This is a genomic window from Flavobacterium sp. YO64 (assembly GCF_004119505.1).
In the GTDB taxonomy this organism is placed as follows: Bacteria; Bacteroidota; Bacteroidia; order Flavobacteriales; family Flavobacteriaceae; genus Flavobacterium; species Flavobacterium oncorhynchi.
Map to the genome: position 1 here is coordinate 116,196 of NZ_NRQV01000014.1, position 21,811 is coordinate 138,006.

Here is a 21,811-nt window from a genome sequence, read left to right on the forward strand (position 1 = left end):
CATTTATTTCATGCTGATAAGTTTGTTTTTCTACCTAAAAGGTAATGTAAACATAAAAGTACTTCCCTTTCCTAGTTCACTTTCCACCCAGATCTCTCCGTCATGCAGCTTAATAAACTCATTACAGAGCAACAATCCAATACCGTTTCCTTTCTCATTTTCGGTTCCTTTTTGAATAACCTTTGTGTCAATTTTAAACAAATTTTCTTTTGCATCTAGTGAAATTCCGATACCGTTATCAGCAATAGATACTAAAACTTTTTGTCCAATTTTCTGTATTTTTAAAGTAATCTCGCCATGTTTATCTGTAAACTTAATTGCATTATTCAATAAGTTTCGAACTGCAGTAGCGATCATATTTCTATCCAGCATCACTTCAATAGACTCGTCTGATTCAAACAAAAGCTTAATCCTTTTGTTTGCAGCTGCATTTTTATTAAGTTCAACATTCTCAGCAATCAAATCGTTCAGCACAACCTTTTCTGGAGTATACTCAATCATTCCTGTCTGCACCTGAGACCATTCTAAAAGGTTATCAAGCAGCTTGTGAATATTTGAATTTGACTCATGAATCATTTCAAGAATTTCTTTAATCTCTTCACGACTATACCATTCTACATCTTTGCTTATCATTTCTGAAAGCTGCACAGATGCTCCTAATGGCCCCCTTAAATCATGCGCGATAATTGAAAAGAACTGATTCTTATCTTTTAAAAGTTTGGAAATTTTAAGATCTTGCTTCTCCTTTACTAAGAGTAAAAATCCGACCGTTCCAATTAAGGTAAGTAGAAATAGACTAATATTATATAAGCTTTCAAAAGTACTATAGGAGAAAAAATATTGCTGTGGATTTAAATAATTATACAATGCTCTTATGAGAATCAGCAACTCAAATACGGCATAACAAAGCATGAAGAATGTTCTAAAAAAATTACCTTCTCTATTTTTGAAATAACTAATTACAGGAAGTAAATAAATACTAAATATACCCAAGCAGACAACCAAAATTCGGGCATTAATTGAACTCCCTAAAAACACAATCAGATTAAAAAAGAATACTGCCGCTAGAGTTATAATTTTCTCTAAATGATATTTTTTTTCTGATTTTATCCAAAATAAAGGAAAAAGTGCAGTAGCCTCACAATAACAAGCCGCAAAAATTATAGTGTTTGCAATATTAATCGAAACAAAATCTGGAACTAAATCTCTCAAAAAGATTAAGATCCAGCCAATCGTTAACAATAATTTTCCGTACCCAAACCTTTTTAGTATTTTTCGATTATCATTGGTAGCGTAGGTAAATGAGTAGCTAAAAATAAGAATACAAACAAATAAATTAGCCAGAAAATAAAGTTGAAAAACTGTTTTTGGATCTAACAAAAAAACTTTAAGCATTATGGATTAAGTTTTACAAACTAATAAAGCAAATATACAAATTAAGACTAGCATGGGACAATCTCTTTATTTCCCATTTTATCTAATATCAGCATCATTTTCTGCCATTTTTATTGCTGACAGCGCAATTACTCAATGATAGTTTCCGAGTATTAAAAATTAACAATTCAACTACTTTGCATGTAATAATTTAAAAGGGCAGAAAAAGCACTGCTCAAAATTATAACGAATAGTCACTTAACGATAATTTTAGCGGCCTGGAAATATTAAATCTCTATCTAGTCGAGAAAGTGACGGAGTAATTACTGAATCAAACTTCAAAGAACTTTTGGATGAAAACAATATCCTTGTTTGTATCCGAGTTTGATTCTCTACAACTTCACAAAGTCCATAAAAAACTTTTTTTTCGAACTTTTTTTAATCCTAATCAATCTAATTTGGTTTAATCCAATTATCAAACCTCATAATAAGTATAATTTCAACACTTAAAAAACTATCCAGCGACACCCTTAATGCAGACTATTTTACCCCTAGTTTTTCATCATTTTTCTTTAACTTAGCGCTGTCAATCTTAAATAGTAAGATTCGAATAAACTTTGTTTTTCTGCAAAGAACTGAATGAAAAAGCGTTACTGCATTTTGTCTTACATTTTTTTCAGAAAATACATTCTTCTACTAATTTTAGTTAATTGAAAACTATGAACAAATTTGATTTTGGAATTGTAGGTCTCGGCGTAATGGGGCGTAACTTACTTTTAAATATTGCAAGCCATAATTTTGCGGCTGCAGGTTTAGACTTGGACACTGAAAAAGTCAACTCTCTTCAACAAGAAGCCGATTCTGATCATACAATTGAAGCGACTACCGATGTTAAACATTTTGTAGAACTTATACAAAAACCAAGAGCTATTATGCTTTTAGTACCAGCTGGAAAACCTGTTGACAGTGCTATAGCTAGTTTACTTCCTCATTTAGACAAAGGAGATATTATCATTGATGGCGGAAATACTTATTTTACGGATACTGACAGAAGATTTTTAGAATTATCTTCTAAAGGAATTCACTTTTTTGGAATGGGAATTTCTGGTGGTGAAAAAGGAGCACGATTTGGTCCTGCAATGATGCCTGGAGGAGATCAAAAAGCATACGAAAGACTTCGTCCAATTTTTGAAGCTATCGCTGCAAAAGTAGAGGGTGAACCTTGTGTAGAATATTTAGGAAACGGATCTGCTGGGAACTATGTAAAAATGGTTCACAACGGAATTGAATATGGTATCATGCAGTTGATTTCTGAAATTTATGACTTAATGAAAAGAGGTTATAATTTGGATGAAAATACAATTCAGAAAACATTTGAAGAATGGAATGAAACGTATGATCTTAAATCGTATTTGATTGAAATTACGGGAAAAATCCTAAAACAAAAAGATGAAGACGGAAGTCCGCTGATCAATAAAATTTCGGATTGGGCAAAATCTAAAGGAACAGGAAAATGGACTTCACAAAATGCGATGGATTTACAAGTTCCGGTTCCAACTATCGACGCTGCTGTTGTAATGCGCGATATGTCTAAAACTAAACCAGAAAGAATTGAAGCTGCAACTAAATTAGTTTGGAATGCAAATCAAACTGATGTGAACACAAGTGAAGCAATTGCGGCATTAAAATCGGCATTGTACTTTTCGATTGTCGTAACATACGCCCAGGGATTAGCTCAACTTCATACTGCTTCTAAAGAATACAATTATGGATTAAATCTAGAAACGGTTGCCAAAATATGGCGCGGCGGTTGTATTATTCGTGCCGCTATTTTAGAGGATTTCAGAAAAGCATATGTTACAAAAGCAGATTTACCAAACTTACTTTTAGATGCTGGAATCGCTTCAAAATTAACAGATAATCAAGCTGGAATGAGAAATGTAATTCAATTTGCTGTGCAAAAAGGAATACCTGCGGCAGGACTTATGAATTCATTAGCTTATTTTGATGCTTACAGATCTGAAAATCTGCCAACAAATCTAATTCAGGCGCAGCGTGATTATTTTGGAGCGCATACTTACGAACGTATTGACAAAACTGGTGTTTTCCACACACAATGGTCTGAATAAAGAACTTTAAACAACACAACACACAAAATGGGTAAGTTCAAAAATATAAATCCAACTATCATTGTTATTTTTGGTGGTACTGGAGATCTGGCAAAGAGAAAGCTCTTTCCCGCTTTTCAAAATCTGTATCTTGATGGACGTATGTCAAAAAAGTTTCAGATTATTGCTCTTGGAAGAGCAGAAAAAAGCGATGAAGAATTTCGCAGTTATGTCTTAGAAAACCTAAATACATTCTCGAGAAAAAAAGGTCTTTCGGACCCAGAAACTCAAAAATTTCTTTCTCACATTACTTATCATAGTCTTGATATTGACAAAGAAGAATCTTATATCGGATTAAATGAGAAAATAAATACTATTGATCAGTCTTTTGGAGAACGCGCTAATCGTCTATTTTATCTTTCGATTACGCCGTCTTTCATTTCGACTATTTCTAATAATATCAAGAAAATTGGTCTTGCTGCCAATCCTAAACAAGATCGTATTATTATCGAAAAACCTTTTGGTTATGATAAAACTTCTGCAATTGCACTTAATGAAATGCTTTCGCAGACTTTCAAAGAAGAACAAATTTATAGAATCGACCATTATTTAGGCAAAGAAACTGTTCAAAATATTCTAGCTTTCCGATTTGGAAATTCGATGTTTGAGCCTTTATGGAGCCGTAATTTTATTGATTTTGTTCAGATTACCGTAGCCGAAGAAGTTGGTGTAGAAGAACGCGGCGGATTTTATGAAGGCGTTGGTGCTCTGAAAGATATGATTCAGAATCATCTGCTTCAAATTTTATGTATGACTGCTATGGAAGCTCCGGCTTCTCTTGAAGCAGATGATATTCGAAACCGTAAAGCTGATGTTTTAAAATCGATTCGACGCATCAAACCAGATGAAGTGGATCATTATATTGTGAGAGGACAATATGATGCTGGAACCATAAAAGGTAAACCCGTTCCTGGATATCGTCAGGATAAAGGAATTGCTCCAGATTCCAATACAGAAACTTATGTTGCCATGAAAATTTATTTGGATAATTGGAGATGGCAGGGAATTCCATTTTATCTGCGCACAGGTAAAAGAATGGAAGAAAAACAGTCTTCTATTATTATACAATTTAAACCTGTTCCGCATTCGGCATTTTCTTATGGAAAAGAAGGTATGACACCAAATAGATTGATTATCAATATTCAGCCGGAAATGGATATTAAACTGCAGTTTATGACTAAAAAACCGGGCTTGTCTCTTTCTTTAAGACCTGCAGAAATGGTATTCGATTATTTTGCCTGCTCTACAATGTCACCTGAAGCTTATGAAACATTAATTGCCGATGCTTTGGCAGGAGATCCTACTCTATTTATGCGTTGGGATCAGGTAGAACAAGCTTGGGATGCAATTGATACTATTCAACAAGTATGGAAAACTACAGCGCCTGATAATTTCCCTAATTATAAAGCAGGAAGCTGGGGACCAGAAGAAGCTGATGAATTATTGGCACGCCAAGGACACAAATGGATCCCAAATAAACAAACAAAAGAAGAAGTTTTAGATGATACAGATTTACAATAATACTGAAGAAATTAATATCGCAGCTGCAAATCTTTTTATTGCAACGGCGCAAAAAGCAATTGCTGAAAAAGACAAATTTACAGTAGTTCTTACAGGAGGTTCTTCTCCTGCAGGAGTTTACAAATTATTAGCTTCTGACGATTATAAAACAAAAATAGACTGGAGTAAAGTTTTTGTGTTTTGGGGAGATGAACGCTGGGTTCCGCTTAATGATGATTTAAGTAATGCTAAAATGTCTTACGCTGCTTTACTAAGTCACGTTCCAATTCCTGCAGAAAATATTTTCGAAATGTACAAAGACAATGTTACGCCAGAAGATTATGCTGTTACTTACGAGCAATCTATTAGAACAGTTTTAGGCAATGAAGGAAAGTTTGATCTTATTTTATTAGGAATGGGTGACGATGGACATACAGCTTCACTTTTTCCTGGTCAAGCAGTATTGCAAGAGCAAAATAAATGGGTTGATGCTTATTATCTTGAACCTCAAAAAATGTTCAGAATTACACTTACTGCTCCGCTTATAAACAAAGCTGAAAAAATCATTGTAATTGCTTTTGGAGAGAAAAAAGCACCTGCTTTGAAAGAAGTAACAACTGGTGAATACAACCCGACTACTTATCCGATGCAGTTAATTAAACCTGTTTCTGGAGAATTATTATTTCTTGTAGATAAAAGCGCTGCTGGAACGAATTAAGAAATTGTTTTTACAATCAATACAAAAAAGTTTATGCTTAAAGCAAACTTTTTTTGATTTAAGATGATACTAAATCTAATAGAGAGCTCACATAAATAGACAAACTTATTATAGTATTGGTTACTTTGCTAAATAGAATAACTCCTTATCTCCTAATGCTTTCCATTCACTTGCTTCTTTTCCTTTCCATTTTATGGTTATAGTCTCATTAGTTTTACTTTGTTTCAATACAGAAATTGAAACAGGATGATAACCCTCTTTTAGATTCACCTCTTGAATTAACTCTTTATTAGATTGATAACCAAAATCAGCGTCAAACAAACTAGCATTGTGCAAACGCATATAAGCTTTTCCAGATGTTTTTAATGAAAAACTGTATTTTCCGTCAGCTGGAACTTTGATAAAACCTTTATAAAGAATCATACCTGTTTTAGCTGTTTCTGCTTTGTCATTTATAGAAGTAATTATTTTACTAGATTGTGCTTTTAATCCTTTTTCTGAAACTACCCAAGGAAAATCACCTGCAAAAAACTCTTGCTTAAATCCTGACAAAAACTTTCCTGAAATTTTAGCGGCAGGAATTAAAGCATTGTCATAAGGGCGAGGTGCTTCAGTATCTGCATGACGTGTTTGTAAAACGGAAGCCTTCATTTGCTTTTGCATATTTTCGAATTCAGGTTTAATCGCTAAATTATTTGTCTCCTTTGGATCATTTACAACATCATAAATCTCAAAATTATCTTCAGCAGATTGAATATCATAACGAACTCCTGAGTAATTCCCTATTCGTATCATTTGCATTTGTCCGCGTTTACGGTTTTTGTGTGTCGAATTATCGTCTTTAAAATCTGGCGTTTTTCCATTTTCAAAGTATTCTACATATATTAAACTCTGCTCCTGTTTTCCATTTCCAATTAATGAAGGTAATAGCGAAACACCATCAGTTCTTGCGGGAGGAATAACTCCGGCTGCCTGCGCAAACGTAGCCATCCAATCTGATAGCATCGACGGAGTTGTAACAACTTTTCCGGCTTGAATATGTTTAGGCCAATTTGCCAAAACCGGCATACGAACACCACCTTCCCAACAATCTCTTTTAATACCATCGAAAGGACCATTGCTAGAGAAAAATGTAGGTTGAAATCCAACAAACTGCTTTGGTAAATACGACTCAATTGAAGCGCCATTATCTGATGTAAAAACCACCAGCGTATTTTCGTCTATTTTTAAATCTTTCAATAATTGAAGTATATCGCCCACTGCATCATCAATTCGGCGATTGGCAGTTGCGTATCTTTTAAAAGTATCGGGCCACGGCACCTCTTTTGTCGCTGGATTATTATCATCATCATAAGCAGCATTTGCATAATCAGTATGCATATAAGAATCTGGAGTACCAGAAGCTGTATTAATCATATGTCCAGAAGTTCCTGTCCATTGCAAGCCTCCATTTAATCCTTTTCCGCTTGGATATTCTTGTGTTGGCAATTCTAATACTGCATGAGGCGCATCATATGCCAAATACATAAAAAAAGGTTTTGAAGCATCTTTGCTTTTTGCGTGTTCAACAATTCTTTTTTTTGCCATCGCTGTCCATAAATCGGTTGTATAACATTTTGCTAAACCTTCAGCCACGTTATTATAGTTGTCATAAACCTCTCTTTTACCACGATACAAACCTTCAACAGGATAATGTTCATGTCCGTCAACGTGTCTCATGTAACCATAATACGAATCAAAACCACGCTTTAAAGGATGTGCAGGCCAATTTGGTCCAGTTTCTTCAACTCCTTGCAATCCCCATTTTCCTATAGCCATAGTTTGATAGCCCGCTTGTTTTAAAACTGTTGCCAGCGTATGATTATCTTCTAATGCTTTGTCGAATTGATTGTCTCTAATTTGAGCATTTCCTTGATTAACACCCGTCAGCAAAGAACTTCTAGAAGGCGCACAAACTGGAGCGTTACAATATTGCTGTGTAAACATGGCACCAGTAGCGGCCATCTGATCTAGATAAGGAGTAATTTGATACGGTTTCGACGGATCATTGGTTTTCATTCGCTGATTTTGAAAAAATACACCTATATCACCATAGCCCATATCGTCAACTAAAATATAGATAATATTGGGCTTTTGCTGCGCAAATAGCGAACAAGTTGCAAAACATAAAATGATTACTGCTTTTATTTTATTCATATTTCAAAATTTTATTTTTTCACTTAAAAACCCTAGAATCAACACTAAACCTTTAATCATCATATCTCCTGCCAGAGTTCATCTAACAAAATACAGTGTTTTAAATAAGAAAAACAAAAAACACCTACCAGAAAAATTAGTCGATTTACTTAATAAAAAAACAGCTCGTAACTGAGCTGTTTATTTACTTTGTAAAATCGTTAATACAAAATGCCTTTAGTATCTATATCTGAGTAATCTCAAGAACTACACTCGTTTCTACTTTTGATGAAGAAACTCGTAAGCCTACATTCATTAAATAATCTCCAGTATAAGATTCTCCTGATTCTTCAAGGGTTTTCTTTGCTTCCGGCATTAAATTGATCTCTTCAACTTTATACTTTTTGTTTGGGTCTAATCCTTGAAAACGAACTAAATTATACTGAGGATCGTAAAGCGGATGCAAGGTATAAGAGAATAAAACGGCTTTGCTTTTGGTATCATCAACATACATTAAAACAGCACGACTTTCATCATATGGCGATACCATACGGTACATATCACCGTGCCAAATTACTGGGCTTAATCGCTTATAATTCGCGACAGCATCTTGACAATATTTCAACTCATTTGCTTTTAGTTCTTTTACATTAATATCAAAACCTAATTTGCCCATCATAGCCACATCGGTTTTAAATTTGATCGACTGATTTCCCCATGATGTTACATGATTACAAATTGAAAATGCTGGAAAAAACTGCGAATAACCCCATTGTATAAATACTCTATTATAAGGATCTGTATTATCACTTGCCCAAAATTCTGTGAAGTATTTAAGAAGCGCATAATCTGTTCTTCCTCCGCCGCCAGCGCAAAGCATCATGGGCAGATTTGGATATTTAGTTTTAATTCTGTCTAAAACTTTATAAAGTCCTTTTGTATATTCGATAAACAAATGTGACTGCTGCTTTTTTAAATACGTAGAATATGCATTGGTCATCATTCGATTGCAATCCCATTTAAAAAATGCTACTCCAGAATTAGTCTGCATAATATCATCTACTGTTTTAAAAACAAAATCCTGCACTTGCGGATTACTTAGATCTAAAACCAGCTGACTGCGATAATAACTTTCTGGTCTATTTGGAAGTTTTAAAACCCAATCTGGGTGTTTTTCGTATAATTCACTTTTAGGATTAACCATTTCCGGCTCTATCCAAATACCAAACTTTACTCCCGTTTTCTCCGCCTCTTGAATTAAAAAACCAATGCCATTTGGCAATTTCGTTTTAGTCGCTTGCCAATCTCCTAATCCTGATTTATCACCGCTTCGTGGATATTTATTTCCAAACCAGCCGTCGTCCAATAAAAACATATCGACACCAAGCGTTTTGGTATCAGCAAACATATCTGTTAGTTTTTTTCATCGAAATTAAAAAAGGTTGTTTCCCAATTGTTCAATAAAGTCAATCTTGGTTTTTCACCATCTTTTATGCCATATTTCCCTGCCCATTTATGCAGATTTCGGCTCGCTTGTCCCTTACCTTTATTAGAAAAAGTATAGATAAATGACGGTGTAGTAAATATTTTACCTGGTTCAAGACTGTATTCTGAAGCAAATGGATTAATTCCTGAACTTATTCGAAGTGAGTTTTTATTATCTAATTCAAAAGCAAGTTTAAAATTTCCAGACCAAGCAATTGTTCCTGCAATAATTTCTCCCGAGTTTTCCTCTGCTTTAGCATTTAGAGATAAGAAAAAAACAGGTGTTTGATACATATTGGTACGAACTCCTAATTTTGAGTCGATTACTTTTGTTCCACTCGTTAATTCCGTTTCCAGCATTCGTGCTTCTTTTGCCCAGTCACCATGAAATTGAGTTAACCAGTAACGATCAGCATCAAAATGAAGCATTGAAGAGGCATAATTGTATAACATTATAGGTTTCTTTTCGTGATGCACAATTTCTGTCCATTGCTCAACAATATTCTCTTTATAAAAGGCCTTATAATGCAGTGTTACTTCTACTGGATATACTTGATCTTTTAATTTTATAATGGTTTCTGTTGTATTGTCATCTATCTTTTCTGTACGATGACTTACATAAGTTAATTCAAGAGATGGATTTCCGTCGTTATGAATTACACGTATAGCAGATTCGAACAAATTATCTGTTCCGTACGTTGGATACGCCAAATGTCTCAAATTGTTTAGGGGGTTTCCGTCATTTATGACGAATGATTTTGTGTTTTCTTTTGAAAGTGCATCATATCCAGAATTTCCAGTAAGTTTTGCTCCTAAATACGTTTGATACAATAAGCCGTTTTTTCCCGCTTTTAAAATCAAAGCTGAACTTTGTGTTTCAATTTGTATTTGTTTCTCTTGTGCATGAGCTTTATAAACTAAAGCGGTAAGCATTAATAAAAAGATTATTTTTTTCATAAAAAGTAAGTAGTTGGTAGTTATAATGTGGTTACTGTATGTTATTTACAATTAAATCAAAAGATAGTAACTTGTGTTATTGCATTATATAATTCACAATAAATTATATCATTTTTTCTGTTTCTATTATTTATTTGCGAAAAATGAAATTCAAAAATATCACATTCACATTCACAAACATACTGGCACCTACCAGTTTATTTTTAATAAATGCTGCACTCCTAAAAATAATCCTTGTTTGAAATAATTTAAGAATGCTAAAAAATCATCATTTTGCTGAAAATTCGATCGATAATAAGGATTCAAAAAAATAACTTAAACCATCTTGTGGAATAACAGCACTGCTGGAAAAAAACCTACCAGTAAATTGATTTTTTGCTTTCTATTTTAAACAACAAAAAAGACGAATAACCATAATACACTGGAAACAAGCGATTTTACACCAATAAAAACCAAAAAAAATCAAATTATAAATTGAAGTGATACAATTTTAAACAAACTTAATCTTGTGTAGATTTAACTTTCTACAACTGGTATGGTTCAAAAATTAAAAAAAACACAGCCAATCGTAAAACTGTACAAAAATTATTTTTGATACTATATTATCCATTTTTACAAAACGCAAAGTGTTGTTTTTTTCTACATTTTAAAAGGGAATAAAATAACCTTTGTGCTTTTAGATTAGCTGTGAAATATTTTCAATCTTAAAATAATATTCAATTCCGTTATTATCTACTGCTTCTCCTTTTATGATTTATATTCATATATTATCCGCTTTCTTTTCATATTCTACCAGATCATGATACTATTTTAGACATATCACAAACAAACTAGTTGGTACTGGTATGAAAAAACAAAGAAACCTTTCTAATTTTGATTTTCAATTTCATCTCTTTCTATCAAACAGAAACATATAATAAACAGCCTGAAAATGGCCTTTTGCTCCTTATTGAAATTAAAAAATAAATGTAATGAAGATATTATTTGCCAAAACCCGAAAACATTTTCTATTTGTCTCAGCTGCACTTTGCTTTTTTTCCAGTAAACTCTTTTCGCAAGAAGAGAGCCGCTGGCAAATTGATAAAGACGGGGCTATTTCTTGGCAGATAAACAACAACATTCCGCATAAAGATCATATCGAAATGAGCGGTAAAAAAATCTCCTGTGTATTAAGGTATGGTGTAGCTGCAGACGGTACGTTTCATGCAACCCGCAGTTTGGTTTGGCCAATGTTGAGAACAGTACCCAATAATACTCATGCCAGTTTTACGCGTCAATTTGCCCAAGATGCTTTTGATTTGGTTACAGTGAATTATAAACCCATTGCTTCAGAAAAAGTAATTTCATTAACGCTGAACGGAACATTATTGGTTAAGAGTAAATCGGGTAATACTCTCGAATTAACGAGACAATTTTTTCCATCAACAACCTTATCAGGATATTGTGAAATCTATACAATTAAAAATATTTCTGATAAAACTTGTGTTGTAGAGATTCCAAAATCAAATGCTGTTTATACATCAGATCCAGCAAAAGGAACGGATGGAAGTTATGATTTACATGTAGATCTTTTTAATCATGGAAACTTTAATCTGCAGAAAAATGAAACCATTCGTTTTTCTGTTTTCTATTCCGCAGGTAAAACAAACGAACAAATTCCAGTTGTAAACATTGAAGAAGAAAAAGATAAACGCTTAAAATTAATCCAGGAAATTTGGGATAAACTCATATTAGAAACGCCTGATGAAGTTTTGAATACAGAATTTGCTTTTGCCAAAATCAGAGCTTCTGAAAGTATTTTTGAAACTAAAGGCGGCCCTATGCACGGTCCTGGAGGAGAATCTTATTATGCGGCTATTTGGGCAAACGATCAGGCTGAATATATTGGGCCTTTCTTTCCGTTTTTAGGATTTGAGTATGGTAATCAGGCATCATTCAATGCTTATTTGCAATTTGCTAAATTCATGAATAAGGAATACAAGCCTATTCCAAGTTCGATTATTGCTGAGGGAACGGATATTTGGAATGGTGCAGGCGACCGAGGTGATGGCGCAATGATTGCCTACGGTGCTGCACGTTATGCGCTTTCTAGAGGAAATAAAAATGAAGCCAAACAATTATGGCCATTGATTGAATGGTGTTTAGAGTATTGCCATAGAAAACTAAATTCTGATGGAGTTGTAACGTCTGATTCTGATGAACTTGAAGGTCGTCTTCCGGCAGGAAAAGCCAATCTTAACACCTCCTCTTTATATTATGACGCTCTTAACTCTGCTGTTTATCTGGGCGAAGCTTTAGGTAAAGACAAAACTCAATTGAAAACTTATAAGACTGAGGCTGAAAAATTAAAAATGGCTATTGAAAAATATTTTGGAGCTAAAGTAGAAGGTTTTGAAACCTATAAATACTATAAAGAAAATGATGTTTTGAGAGCTTGGATTTGCACTCCGCTCACGATGGAAATTTATGATCGAAAAGAGGGAACTATAGCTGCTTTGTTTTCTCCAAGACTATGGACAAAAGATGGTCTTGCCAGTATTGCTGGTGATAAAATATTTTGGGACCGCTCGACTTTATATGCTTTAAGAGGCGTATTAGCTGCGGGAGAAACGGAAAAGGCATTGAATTTTTTACATTATTACTCGAATCGTCGTTTATTAGGCGATCATGTTCCGTATCCTGTAGAGGCTTATCCTGAAGGAGATCAGAGACATCTTTCTGCCGAAAGCGGTTTATACTGTAGAATTTTTACGGAGGGATTATTTGGCATTCGTCCTACTGGTTTAAACAGTTTCGATTTTACGCCGAGGCTTCCTAAATCTTGGCCTATTATGAAACTGCGCCAAATACATTCTTTTGAAAAAGATTTTGATATTACAGTTGAAAGAGTAAATGAAAAATTGAAAGTAACTATCTCTAATGGAAAAAAGATAGTATTTACCAAACTAATTAAAGACGGAAGTACAATCAATATTCAACTCTAACAATTCAATCATTTTTCACAAAAGAAAGGAACTTCAAGAATATTGAAATTCCTTTTTTTATACTTATTTTTTTTAATCTTATTTATACAAAATACAATACTGTTTTATATAAATCATTAGATTGTATTTGCTTTGTATTAAATCCCAAAACCGCAGACTGAATATCAGTATTTTTAAAATACGTCTTCAATTCATTAACAATCACTCTTTTTGTTTGGTAACCACCTAATACAACTAATTTGTTTATTTCTTCTAAAACTGGTAAATTACTATATAACATTTCATCAAATAAACATACTAAAGCTGTGGTTCCTTTTTTCTCTAATTTCAAAAACTCAATCAATTCTTGATGGCTGTAAACTACAAATATAGATCTATTAAGCCCTTGAGATTTTGGCTTTTTACTAATCAAAAATGAATCTTGGGTAAATTTAAATTCATCTGCAAAATTATTTTTAAACATTTTTAAAAACAATCCTTTATCGTCTCGCACTAAAACTTGTATCTTTTCCATCGTCAATTTCTTTACAATTAATACTCCCTAAACTGAGCTAGTTACAGCTCATCAAAGTTTCTTTTTAGGTTTTGTATTTGTTTGTCTTTTTTTGATTTATACAATCTTGATAAACAAGTACAAAAGTATTTCACTTCAAAATTAAACACCTCCACAATAAGACATAAAAACCTCAAAATAAGACTTTTATTTACTAAATATTTTAAGGAAATATTTAGTAAATAAAGAGATAATCTGATATAAGTATTGTACCGTATTCTTTTAAAAACAAAGAATAGAAAATTTAATATTTGATAAAGTTAAATCGATCAACAAACATAGATCCGATTAGTGGTATTGGTTTTCTTTTTTGATTAACAGCGTTAACAATCCCTGCTATTAAAAAAATCAATATACCAAAACTAAAAACGGTAAAGAAAGTTGAAATTACAGGATTAATAGAAAATATTGGTATAAAAGCACAGCCTAGTGCTGCACTCAAAACACCCAATCCAAAAGACTGTTTTAGGTGATACTGCGCAAATGAAGATCTTCCTCCATTATGATAAACAAGAAAAGAAATTACCCATCCTACAAGTGTTAAGTAACTAATTATTGAAATGGTTTTTCTGCTCATTCTTCTCTTGTTTATCTTGATTTTTTTTTAAATTCTTAACTGATTATATTTTATAGTTTCGTGATTATAAATTCACTTCTTCTATTCATTTGATGCTGTTCTTCGGTACATTTTATACCATCAGAACATTCATTTACAAGTTGAGTTTCACCGTAACCTTTACCTGTTAATCTATTTGGTGAAATACCGTTTTTTACCAGCCATTTTATTGTCGACTTGGCTCTTCTGTCAGAAAGCCTTTCGTTGTATACGGCTGTTTGACGGCTGTCTGTATGCGAACGAATATCTATTTTCATTGTTGGATACTGATTTAAAACATCTAGAATTTTCACCAAATCCAAGGCCGCTTCAGGACGAATATCCGATCCGTCCAAATCAAAATAAATCATTTTAATATCAAAACATTTCCCTAAATCATCTCCTACTGCAACCTGACATGTAACTTTATCCAGCGAAATTGGCAAATAAGTTTTTCCCGTTTCTGTTCCAATCGATGTACGAACTTCTTTAGTTGCATAATCTGCTTTTTCAACTCTTACATTATAGGTTTTTCCACATTCAACAGAAAAACTGTAAAATCCATTTAAATCTGAAATAACAGTACTTTTCAGTATCTGCATATTATCATACAATGAGACTTTGGCACCAGATAAAATAACTCCTGTCTGCGTATCTGTAATAATACCGTTTAACTCCTGAACACATTCCAGTTTGCGCGTTTCTAAAAACTTATAAATATCATCAGAACCTTGTCCGCCGTCTTTATTCGAAGAGAAAAAACCTCTTCTGGACTTAGTATCAATAACAAATGCAAAATCATCGTTAGGAGAATTAATATCAGCACCTACATTTTTAATATTTGTTATTTCATTCCCGCTTATTTTACCAACAAATACATCTAAACCTCCAAGTCCTGGATGACCATCTGAAGCAAAATAAATTTCGTTATCAGCTGTTACAAATGGAAACGTTTCTTTTCCTTCAGTATTAATGGTTTTTCCTAAATTTTCTGGAGAACCAAAACCACCGCTTCCATTAATACTTACTTTATAAATATCTGACTGTCCAAATGTTCCCGGCATATCAGATGCAAAATACAAGGTTTTTTCATCAGGACTTAATGCTGGATGTGCGGTACTATAAGTATCACTATTAAACGGAAGTTCAATAATGTTCGTCCATTTATTATTTTCAAAAGTTGCTTTGTATATTTTAATTAAAGTAGTTTTATTACCATCTTTTCCTTTTTTGCCGTCAATAAAATTGTTTCTTGTAAAATAAACCGTTTTTCCGTCTTTTGTAAAAACAGGCGTCGCTTCGTTGAATTTAGAATTGATTTTAGATTTTATCTTTTCGGGTTTATTTGGATTGAAATCGGCATCAATATCAGCTTGATAAAGATTTGTAAAATGTTCCCCTGTCCATTTGTGAATTCGCTGTGCAAAATTTCCAGTATCTCTGGCTGATGTAAATACTATTTTATTTTGATAAAATGCCGTTCCGTAATCTGAATACTTACTATTTACACCTGCATCTTCAATTTTATATCTTCCTGAATTGGCTTTAATTTCTGCTAAATAATTTTTGTCTTTTAAATAGCGCTCAACTCTTGTATCTTTCTTTGATTTTTGAGCAAACAAGTCTAATATTTCATTTGCTTTTTTATCATTTCCAGCTGCTTTTAATGATTGTGCATAACGATAATAATACTCTGGTTCTACCTCACTTTTCATAGCAAATAATTCCTCGTACCATTTGGCTGCTTTCTCAAACTCTGAATTGAAATAAAAAGAGTTGCCTAATTTCTTGAACATATCCTCAGATTTGTATCCTTTATCAGCAATTCTTTCATAGGTTTTAATGGCGTCAATATAGGCATAATTGTTATAGTCTTTATCAGCAGAAACTGTCTGGTTTTGCTGGGAATAACTATTAAATGAAAAAACAATTAGTAAGGCGTAAACAAGTATAAAATTTTTCATTGTCAATGTAGGATTAAAAGAAACGTGGGGTTGTAATTTTACCATAGTTTTTAAAGAACTCGTATCGTAGAAATATTTCATGCGATCCTGAATTATAATTTTGCAATTTTGTTGTTTCATGGTCATAGGCATATCCTATATAAAGTCCGTCTGAAACCTGAAACCCAGCCATTGCACTCAATGCTGCACTCCATCTGTACGCTGCTCCTACAACAAATTTGTCGTTGAACATAAAATTAGCCGAAAGATCTACTTGCAAAGGTGCTCCTTCTACCATTTTTACTAATACCGCAGGTTTGAATTTGATGTATTGATATTTATCTAAATCAAATACATATCCTCCCATTAAATAATAGTTGATTCTATCTTTATAAATCGCCACATCATTATCATCGTAACGATTGGTTTCGATAAAATTTGGCACTGATAAACCAACATAAGCTTTGTCTGAATGCCAATAAACTCCAGCTCCAACGTTTGGAGAAATTTTATTTCTTAAATCTTGAAATTGCGGATCTCCTTGGTCTTCAATGTTCAATTTATTAATATCTAAATTAAACAAATTAACTGTTCCTTTGATACCAAATGACAGCTTAAAATTTGCTGATGTTTGAATTGAATACGATAAATCTGTTGAGAAATTATTCTCGTTTGTTGGTCCAATTTTGTCATTAACAAGCGAAACTCCAATTCCTAAATTACTGTTACTAATTGGTGAATTGACTGAAAAACTGCTTGTTTCTGGAGCACCATCAAGACCTACCCACTGTGTTCTATATAAACCAAAAACACTCAATGCTCCTCTTGATCCTGCATATGCGGGGTTAATACTTATGGTATTGTACATATATTGTGTAAACTGAGCGTCTTGCTGTGCACAGCAAAAAAAACCTGTTAACATAATAACCACTGTATAAAATTTTATTCTCATGCTTTTATCTTTAATAATTTAAAGCTGCTAAAAGTGTAACTCAGCAAATTAATTTCTAGTTAAGTATAGGTATCCTGATTTTTTTAATACTTGAGGTGAAGTTCCAGAATATTTAATATTTATAATGTAGAAATAAGTTCCTGTTGGCAGCATTTCATTTTTCGATATGGTTGTTCTTCCTTCTGAATAACCTCTAAAAACATTTCCATTAGAGTCATAATTAACAGTGTCAAATACTTTTATTCCCCATCGATTGTAAATTTCAACAGTATTGTCTGCTGAACATTCTGTCAATCCATCAATCTTGAAATACTCATTTTTTCCATCTCCATCAGGCGAAACAGCATTATAAACTGTCAAAGTACTGCAAGGCAAAACAATGCCGTCATCGACTCTTGCAGTAGTAAACACATTATATCCCGAAACATTTACAGGAGTAGTAACCGTTTTTTTATCACTGTCTACAACTCCGCCTTCATCAATCCAACGGTTTTGAGCTTCATCCCATCTTACGATATGTATTGAAGTTTGTGGTGACACAAGAACGTCTGCCGGCGTAGTCGATGTTTCATCCCAACTTAAAGTCAGCATTACATCTGAGTTTCCAGCAGTTTTATCCAAAGTCCAATATTCTTGATTATTGATAAGAACTATTTCCTTTGCTTTTTGACTGTGCGGATATAAAGCATTAGAATCTTCGAAGAAATATTTGCCTGTAAAACTGCTCAATATTTCCTTTGGTGCCGAGATACCTGCAAATCGGTATTTATTTTTATCGCCAATTGGATAAGTAAAATCTTCTTGACCTACTTTTTGCACTTTACCGTCAACATGACTGTTATCATTGACGTTAATATGTTTAGATTTATTTTCGAAAACTAACAATCCTCCGTATTCATCATCATTAATAATTCCTTGCTGAAAATTAGCAGTACCAGAAATACTCACTTCGTTTGACAAATGAAAAGCGGGCTGAATACTATTGTTTTTAAATTCAGCATCATTCCATTGCATAGGCATAGTTCCTGAAATTTGCTGAAATCCTGTAGATCCAATCATTCGTGTTATTCCTGAATGTGATCCTGAAGAAAAACTTACCAGTCCGTCATTATTATAATGACTGTACAAGATAAATTCTCCATCATTAAACAGATTTCCTGAACTTTTGTTATCCATTGCTCCTACTGTAGACATAGTTGTCCCAGATGTAATAAACAACTCTCCAACATTTACAGTCTGCGCTGTTATTATTCCGCCGAAAAATAATAATAGTGTTAAAAAAATATTTTGAATTTTTGATTTCATAAGTTCTATTTATTGACTTACTGTTGTACCGAAATTTTTTAGATTTAACTTTAAAAAATAACGCTTTTAGTATTTAGCATTGCTTTTTGAAGGAAGCATTGGATTTGTAATTACCTGACATTTTGATACTGTAACACTTATCACGGCTTTCTTAGATCTAAACCCTTCATCTCCATAAGGCTGAAATGTTCCAGCCGGATATGTTTTTCCTTTTATATTGTAAGAAACTTCTGCGTTGCCTGTAAATCCTTTTACAGGATTGAATGTTACTAATCCTGAAGTTGAGTTATAAGTAAAAGTTCCTTCTGTTGTCGTAATCGAAAACGGATTTGCAGCGGTTGTACCATCAGCATTAAGAAATCTAAACTGACTGTAATCAATATTACTTGAAGATGCTGTAGGTATTGCATAAGTGGGTCCAGTATAGGCAACATCATTAGCGTATGGATTTATAGTTACTGGATTATTTTTGCATATTGTTGCATTATCAGCAACTGCTTCTGCAGCATAGGGTAAAACTACTTCTAGACCCCATATTTTATGTATATCATTTAAACCTCCTGTTGAAGCTCCAAAACCAATTTTAAAACTATTAGGAATAGCAGTATTTAAAGTATGAGTTGTAGCTGCTCCTTCATTTAAAGAAGTATTATAGTCCGAGTTTTCTGGATTTGAATTTTCGGTATAAAGTATAGATTGCTTGTACCAATAATTATCGATTATAGTTCTAACTGTATTTTGATGCTGTATTTTTACTGTAATGTTATAACCGCCAGACACATTGGGAACAAGTTCAATAAATGCTTTTCGATAATTTACATTGTTAGGATCTGTGGTATAGGCTCCAGATCGAATATTAAAATTATCTGGATTACCGCTATTGTAATCGTATGCCCCTAAGATGTTTAGCTTCGCACCTCCGTTTGATGTCCCTGATGGTGTTAGTGTACTTTGGGTTGTAAGTACAGGATAACCTGTATAACCTGCTCCTCTTCCTTTATTATCCAAAGCACCTCCTCTAGCACCTCTTAAAGTAACATGACTGCTTCCTGAATTTGCCCAGCCGCCAGATGGAGCCGAAACCCCATTCAGCCTAGCATCACCTTGAAAAGGATCTCCTTTAAAATTTCCATAAGAATCTAAAGCAATACCTAAATAAGCTCCAGAAAGTCCTTCACGTCTATTGCCAGAATAGGAATCGTTGGCTCTTAAATAAGAATATCCCATTCCACGTCCATTTGTTCCAATTGTTGGAGTAACAGCAGCATCAAATAAAAATACGCTTATACCATCTGCTCCAGTTCCTCCATAAATTGCATACTCAAATGAAATTTTAATACCGACCGCACTGTTAAATTTTTTATTGTCAATAATAATTGCTCCAAATTTTGAATTAGTCGCCGGTGTTAACTCTAATCCAGTAGTTGTAAATACCGCAGCATTTGCAGTAGCTCCAGTTGGCAGAATTATTTCGGCAGGCTTTGTCGCAGAATTAAAGCTCTGTGTATACGGGAAATCACCGTACACCTGCGCACTTACTGTTTGAACAGCTGCAAGAAGCAAAAAAACTGCCAGCTTACTATACCCTTTTAAAAATGTATTTTTCATAATAGTACGTTTCAAAAACATTAGTCTCTTACTTTAAATACAATATTCATAAATGAAGCTTCGGTAGGAACAGCAGTAGGTTTAACTGTATAACTGATAACCCCAGCTGCTGAAACCGTAACTGTATTAAATACATTAGTGTCAAAATAAGTCACAAAATAATCTAAATCTGCAGGTGCTAAAACAGGAAGCGATGAAGATGAGTTACTTCGAGCCTGTCCAGCAGAAGCGTTGAATCCAAACTGTTGTGAATAAAAAGTATATATGTTCAAAGTCTGTGTCCCTGATAATACAACACCAGATGCATTATGCGTTGGCACTACAACAGAAGGTGCATAAAAGAACTTTGGCATTGCTGCTTTTACTTGTTTCAAAACACCCGTTGAAGGATCTGCAACAACTATGCGGTCTGCTGTTGATGTGTAAGAACTTCCGTTATAGATATTAGTATTGTTACCCGTTTGCAAACCACCAATTGCTAATGTATTAGCAGTTGTAGTAGTAACTGTAGTTGGCTTTATTAATGCTCCTCCTAACTGTGTATTACCAGTAGTAATTGTTAAACCATTATCAGCAGTGATTGCGCTGGTTATTGCCGGAGTTAAATCTAAAGCTGTTGCAGGTATTCCGTTTACTGTCGTTGTCAATTTAGCACCACTTAATGCGTTCGCAACCGTGTTTACTGCTGGTGCCGTAACACTAACACCATTTACTACTGATGTAATTGTATTAGTCGGATTTGACAATGTATGTGTAGTTGCTGGTATAACTGCATTTATAACGTAAGGTGCTGATGTTGTTCCAGATCCAGTTATTGAAATATTATTTCCTGCATTTGTAACACCTCCTTGACCAGCTGGTCCAGTTGCTCCAGTATCACCTTTTACTCCAGCAATTCCTTGAGGTCCTTGTGCTCCTGCTACTCCTTGTGGTCCCGTTGCTCCAGTATCACCTTTTGCTCCTGCTGTTCCTGCTACTCCTTGCGGTCCTGTTGCTCCAGTATCACCTTTTGCTCCTGCTGTTCCTGCTACTCCTTGCGGTCCTGTTGCTCCAGTATCACCTTTTGCTCCTGCTGTTCCTGCAACTCCTTGTGGTCCTGTTGCTCCAGTTGCCCCTTTTGGTCCTGTTAAGTTAGAAGTAGTAAAAGTTGTACCATCAGTATAGGTAATTGTAAAAGTTCCGTTTCCGTTATCAACTGTAGTTGTAATTCCTTTTCCATTATTTCCTGTAGCTCCTTGAGGTCCTTGTGCTCCAGTATCTCCCTTTGCCCCAGTATCACCTTTAGTTCCCGCAATTCCTTGTGGTCCTGTTGCTCCAGTATCTCCTTTTACACCTGCAGTTCCTGTTGCGCCAGTTGCACCTTTTGGTCCTGTCAAGTTAGACGTTGTAAAAGTTGTACCGTCAGTATATGTAATTGTAAACGTTCCGTTTCCGTTATCAACTGTAGTTGTAATTCCTTTTCCATTATTTCCTGCTGCTCCTTGAGGTCCTTGT

At 34.0% G+C, this 21,811-nt stretch carries 15 protein-coding genes; 4 read left to right on the forward strand and 11 right to left on the reverse strand.

The genetic code is table 11. The features are described 5' to 3' along the window. Positions 1 to 30 precede the first annotated feature (30 nt). Entirely contained in the window at positions 31 to 1,395 is a 1,365-nt protein-coding gene (locus BOW57_RS12125) for a sensor histidine kinase KdpD (protein WP_129054576.1), read from the reverse strand. 698 nt (positions 1,396 to 2,093) lie between these two features. Here BOW57_RS12125 and gndA point away from each other — a divergent pair. From gndA to pgl, 3 genes are read left to right on the forward strand one after another with little or no spacing between them, the layout of a single operon-like run. Continuing rightward, the gene (gene gndA, locus BOW57_RS12130; protein ID WP_129054578.1) at positions 2,094 to 3,503 is read left to right on the forward strand and encodes an NADP-dependent phosphogluconate dehydrogenase; all 1,410 of its coding nucleotides are present in this window, start codon (positions 2,094 to 2,096) and stop codon (positions 3,501 to 3,503) included. 27 nt (positions 3,504 to 3,530) lie between these two features. Next, entirely contained in the window at positions 3,531 to 5,063 is a 1,533-nt protein-coding gene (gene zwf, locus BOW57_RS12135) for a glucose-6-phosphate dehydrogenase (RefSeq protein ID WP_129054580.1), read from the forward strand. Next, positions 5,044 to 5,760, forward strand: coding sequence for a 6-phosphogluconolactonase (gene pgl, locus BOW57_RS12140; RefSeq protein WP_129054582.1), 717 nt, complete (start codon positions 5,044 to 5,046; stop codon positions 5,758 to 5,760). Before zwf ends, pgl begins: the two co-directional genes overlap by 20 nt. A gap of 120 nt (positions 5,761 to 5,880) precedes the next feature. Here the strand turns inward: pgl and BOW57_RS12145 are convergent, their stop codons facing one another. The 3 genes from BOW57_RS12145 to BOW57_RS21050 all read right to left on the reverse strand — a co-directional run bounded on the left by BOW57_RS12145 (position 5,881) and on the right by BOW57_RS21050 (position 10,377). Further along, positions 5,881 to 7,956, reverse strand: a complete 2,076-nt coding sequence (locus tag BOW57_RS12145) for an arylsulfatase (RefSeq protein WP_129054584.1) — start codon at positions 7,954 to 7,956, stop codon at positions 5,881 to 5,883. A gap of 223 nt (positions 7,957 to 8,179) precedes the next feature. Further along, entirely contained in the window at positions 8,180 to 9,343 is a 1,164-nt protein-coding gene (locus BOW57_RS21045; protein WP_256371870.1) for an alpha-galactosidase, read from the reverse strand. A gap of 5 nt (positions 9,344 to 9,348) precedes the next feature. Continuing rightward, a complete protein-coding gene (locus BOW57_RS21050; protein WP_256371871.1) occupies positions 9,349 to 10,377 on the reverse strand; it encodes a glycoside hydrolase family 36 N-terminal domain-containing protein in 1,029 nt (342 codons plus the stop codon). 971 nt (positions 10,378 to 11,348) lie between these two features. On the opposite strand from BOW57_RS21050, the gene BOW57_RS12155 reads away from it, so the two are divergent. Beyond that, on the forward strand, positions 11,349 to 13,361 hold the full coding sequence (locus BOW57_RS12155; protein WP_129054586.1) for a hypothetical protein: 2,013 nt from the start codon (positions 11,349 to 11,351) through the stop codon (positions 13,359 to 13,361). Between the two features lie 82 nt (positions 13,362 to 13,443). On the opposite strand, the gene BOW57_RS12160 is transcribed toward BOW57_RS12155, so the two are convergent. The 7 genes from BOW57_RS12160 to BOW57_RS12190 form a co-directional block, all read right to left on the reverse strand. Next, a complete protein-coding gene (locus BOW57_RS12160; protein WP_129054588.1) occupies positions 13,444 to 13,875 on the reverse strand; it encodes a hypothetical protein in 432 nt (143 codons plus the stop codon). Positions 13,876 to 14,158: 283 nt separating this feature from the next. Then, positions 14,159 to 14,491: a DUF4870 domain-containing protein gene (locus BOW57_RS12165; RefSeq protein ID WP_129054590.1), complete on the reverse strand. Its 333-nt coding sequence runs from the start codon at positions 14,489 to 14,491 to the stop codon at positions 14,159 to 14,161. A gap of 50 nt (positions 14,492 to 14,541) precedes the next feature. After that, the gene (locus BOW57_RS12170; RefSeq protein ID WP_129054592.1) at positions 14,542 to 16,473 is read right to left on the reverse strand and encodes an OmpA family protein; all 1,932 of its coding nucleotides are present in this window, start codon (positions 16,471 to 16,473) and stop codon (positions 14,542 to 14,544) included. A gap of 13 nt (positions 16,474 to 16,486) precedes the next feature. Further along, entirely contained in the window at positions 16,487 to 17,404 is a 918-nt protein-coding gene (locus BOW57_RS12175) for a type IX secretion system membrane protein PorP/SprF (protein WP_129026072.1), read from the reverse strand. 48 nt (positions 17,405 to 17,452) lie between these two features. Next, positions 17,453 to 18,709 carry a gliding motility-associated C-terminal domain-containing protein gene (locus BOW57_RS12180; protein WP_129054594.1) on the reverse strand — a complete coding sequence of 419 codons (1,257 nt, stop codon included), beginning with the start codon at positions 18,707 to 18,709 and terminating at the stop codon, positions 17,453 to 17,455. A gap of 66 nt (positions 18,710 to 18,775) precedes the next feature. Then, positions 18,776 to 20,317 (reverse strand): hypothetical protein, encoded by a 1,542-nt coding sequence (locus BOW57_RS12185; protein WP_129054596.1) that lies wholly within the window; start codon positions 20,315 to 20,317, stop codon positions 18,776 to 18,778. 20 nt (positions 20,318 to 20,337) lie between these two features. Next, positions 20,338 to 21,811, reverse strand: a 1,474-nt coding sequence (locus tag BOW57_RS12190; protein WP_206734744.1) for a collagen-like protein, incomplete at its 5' end; no start/stop codon positions are given.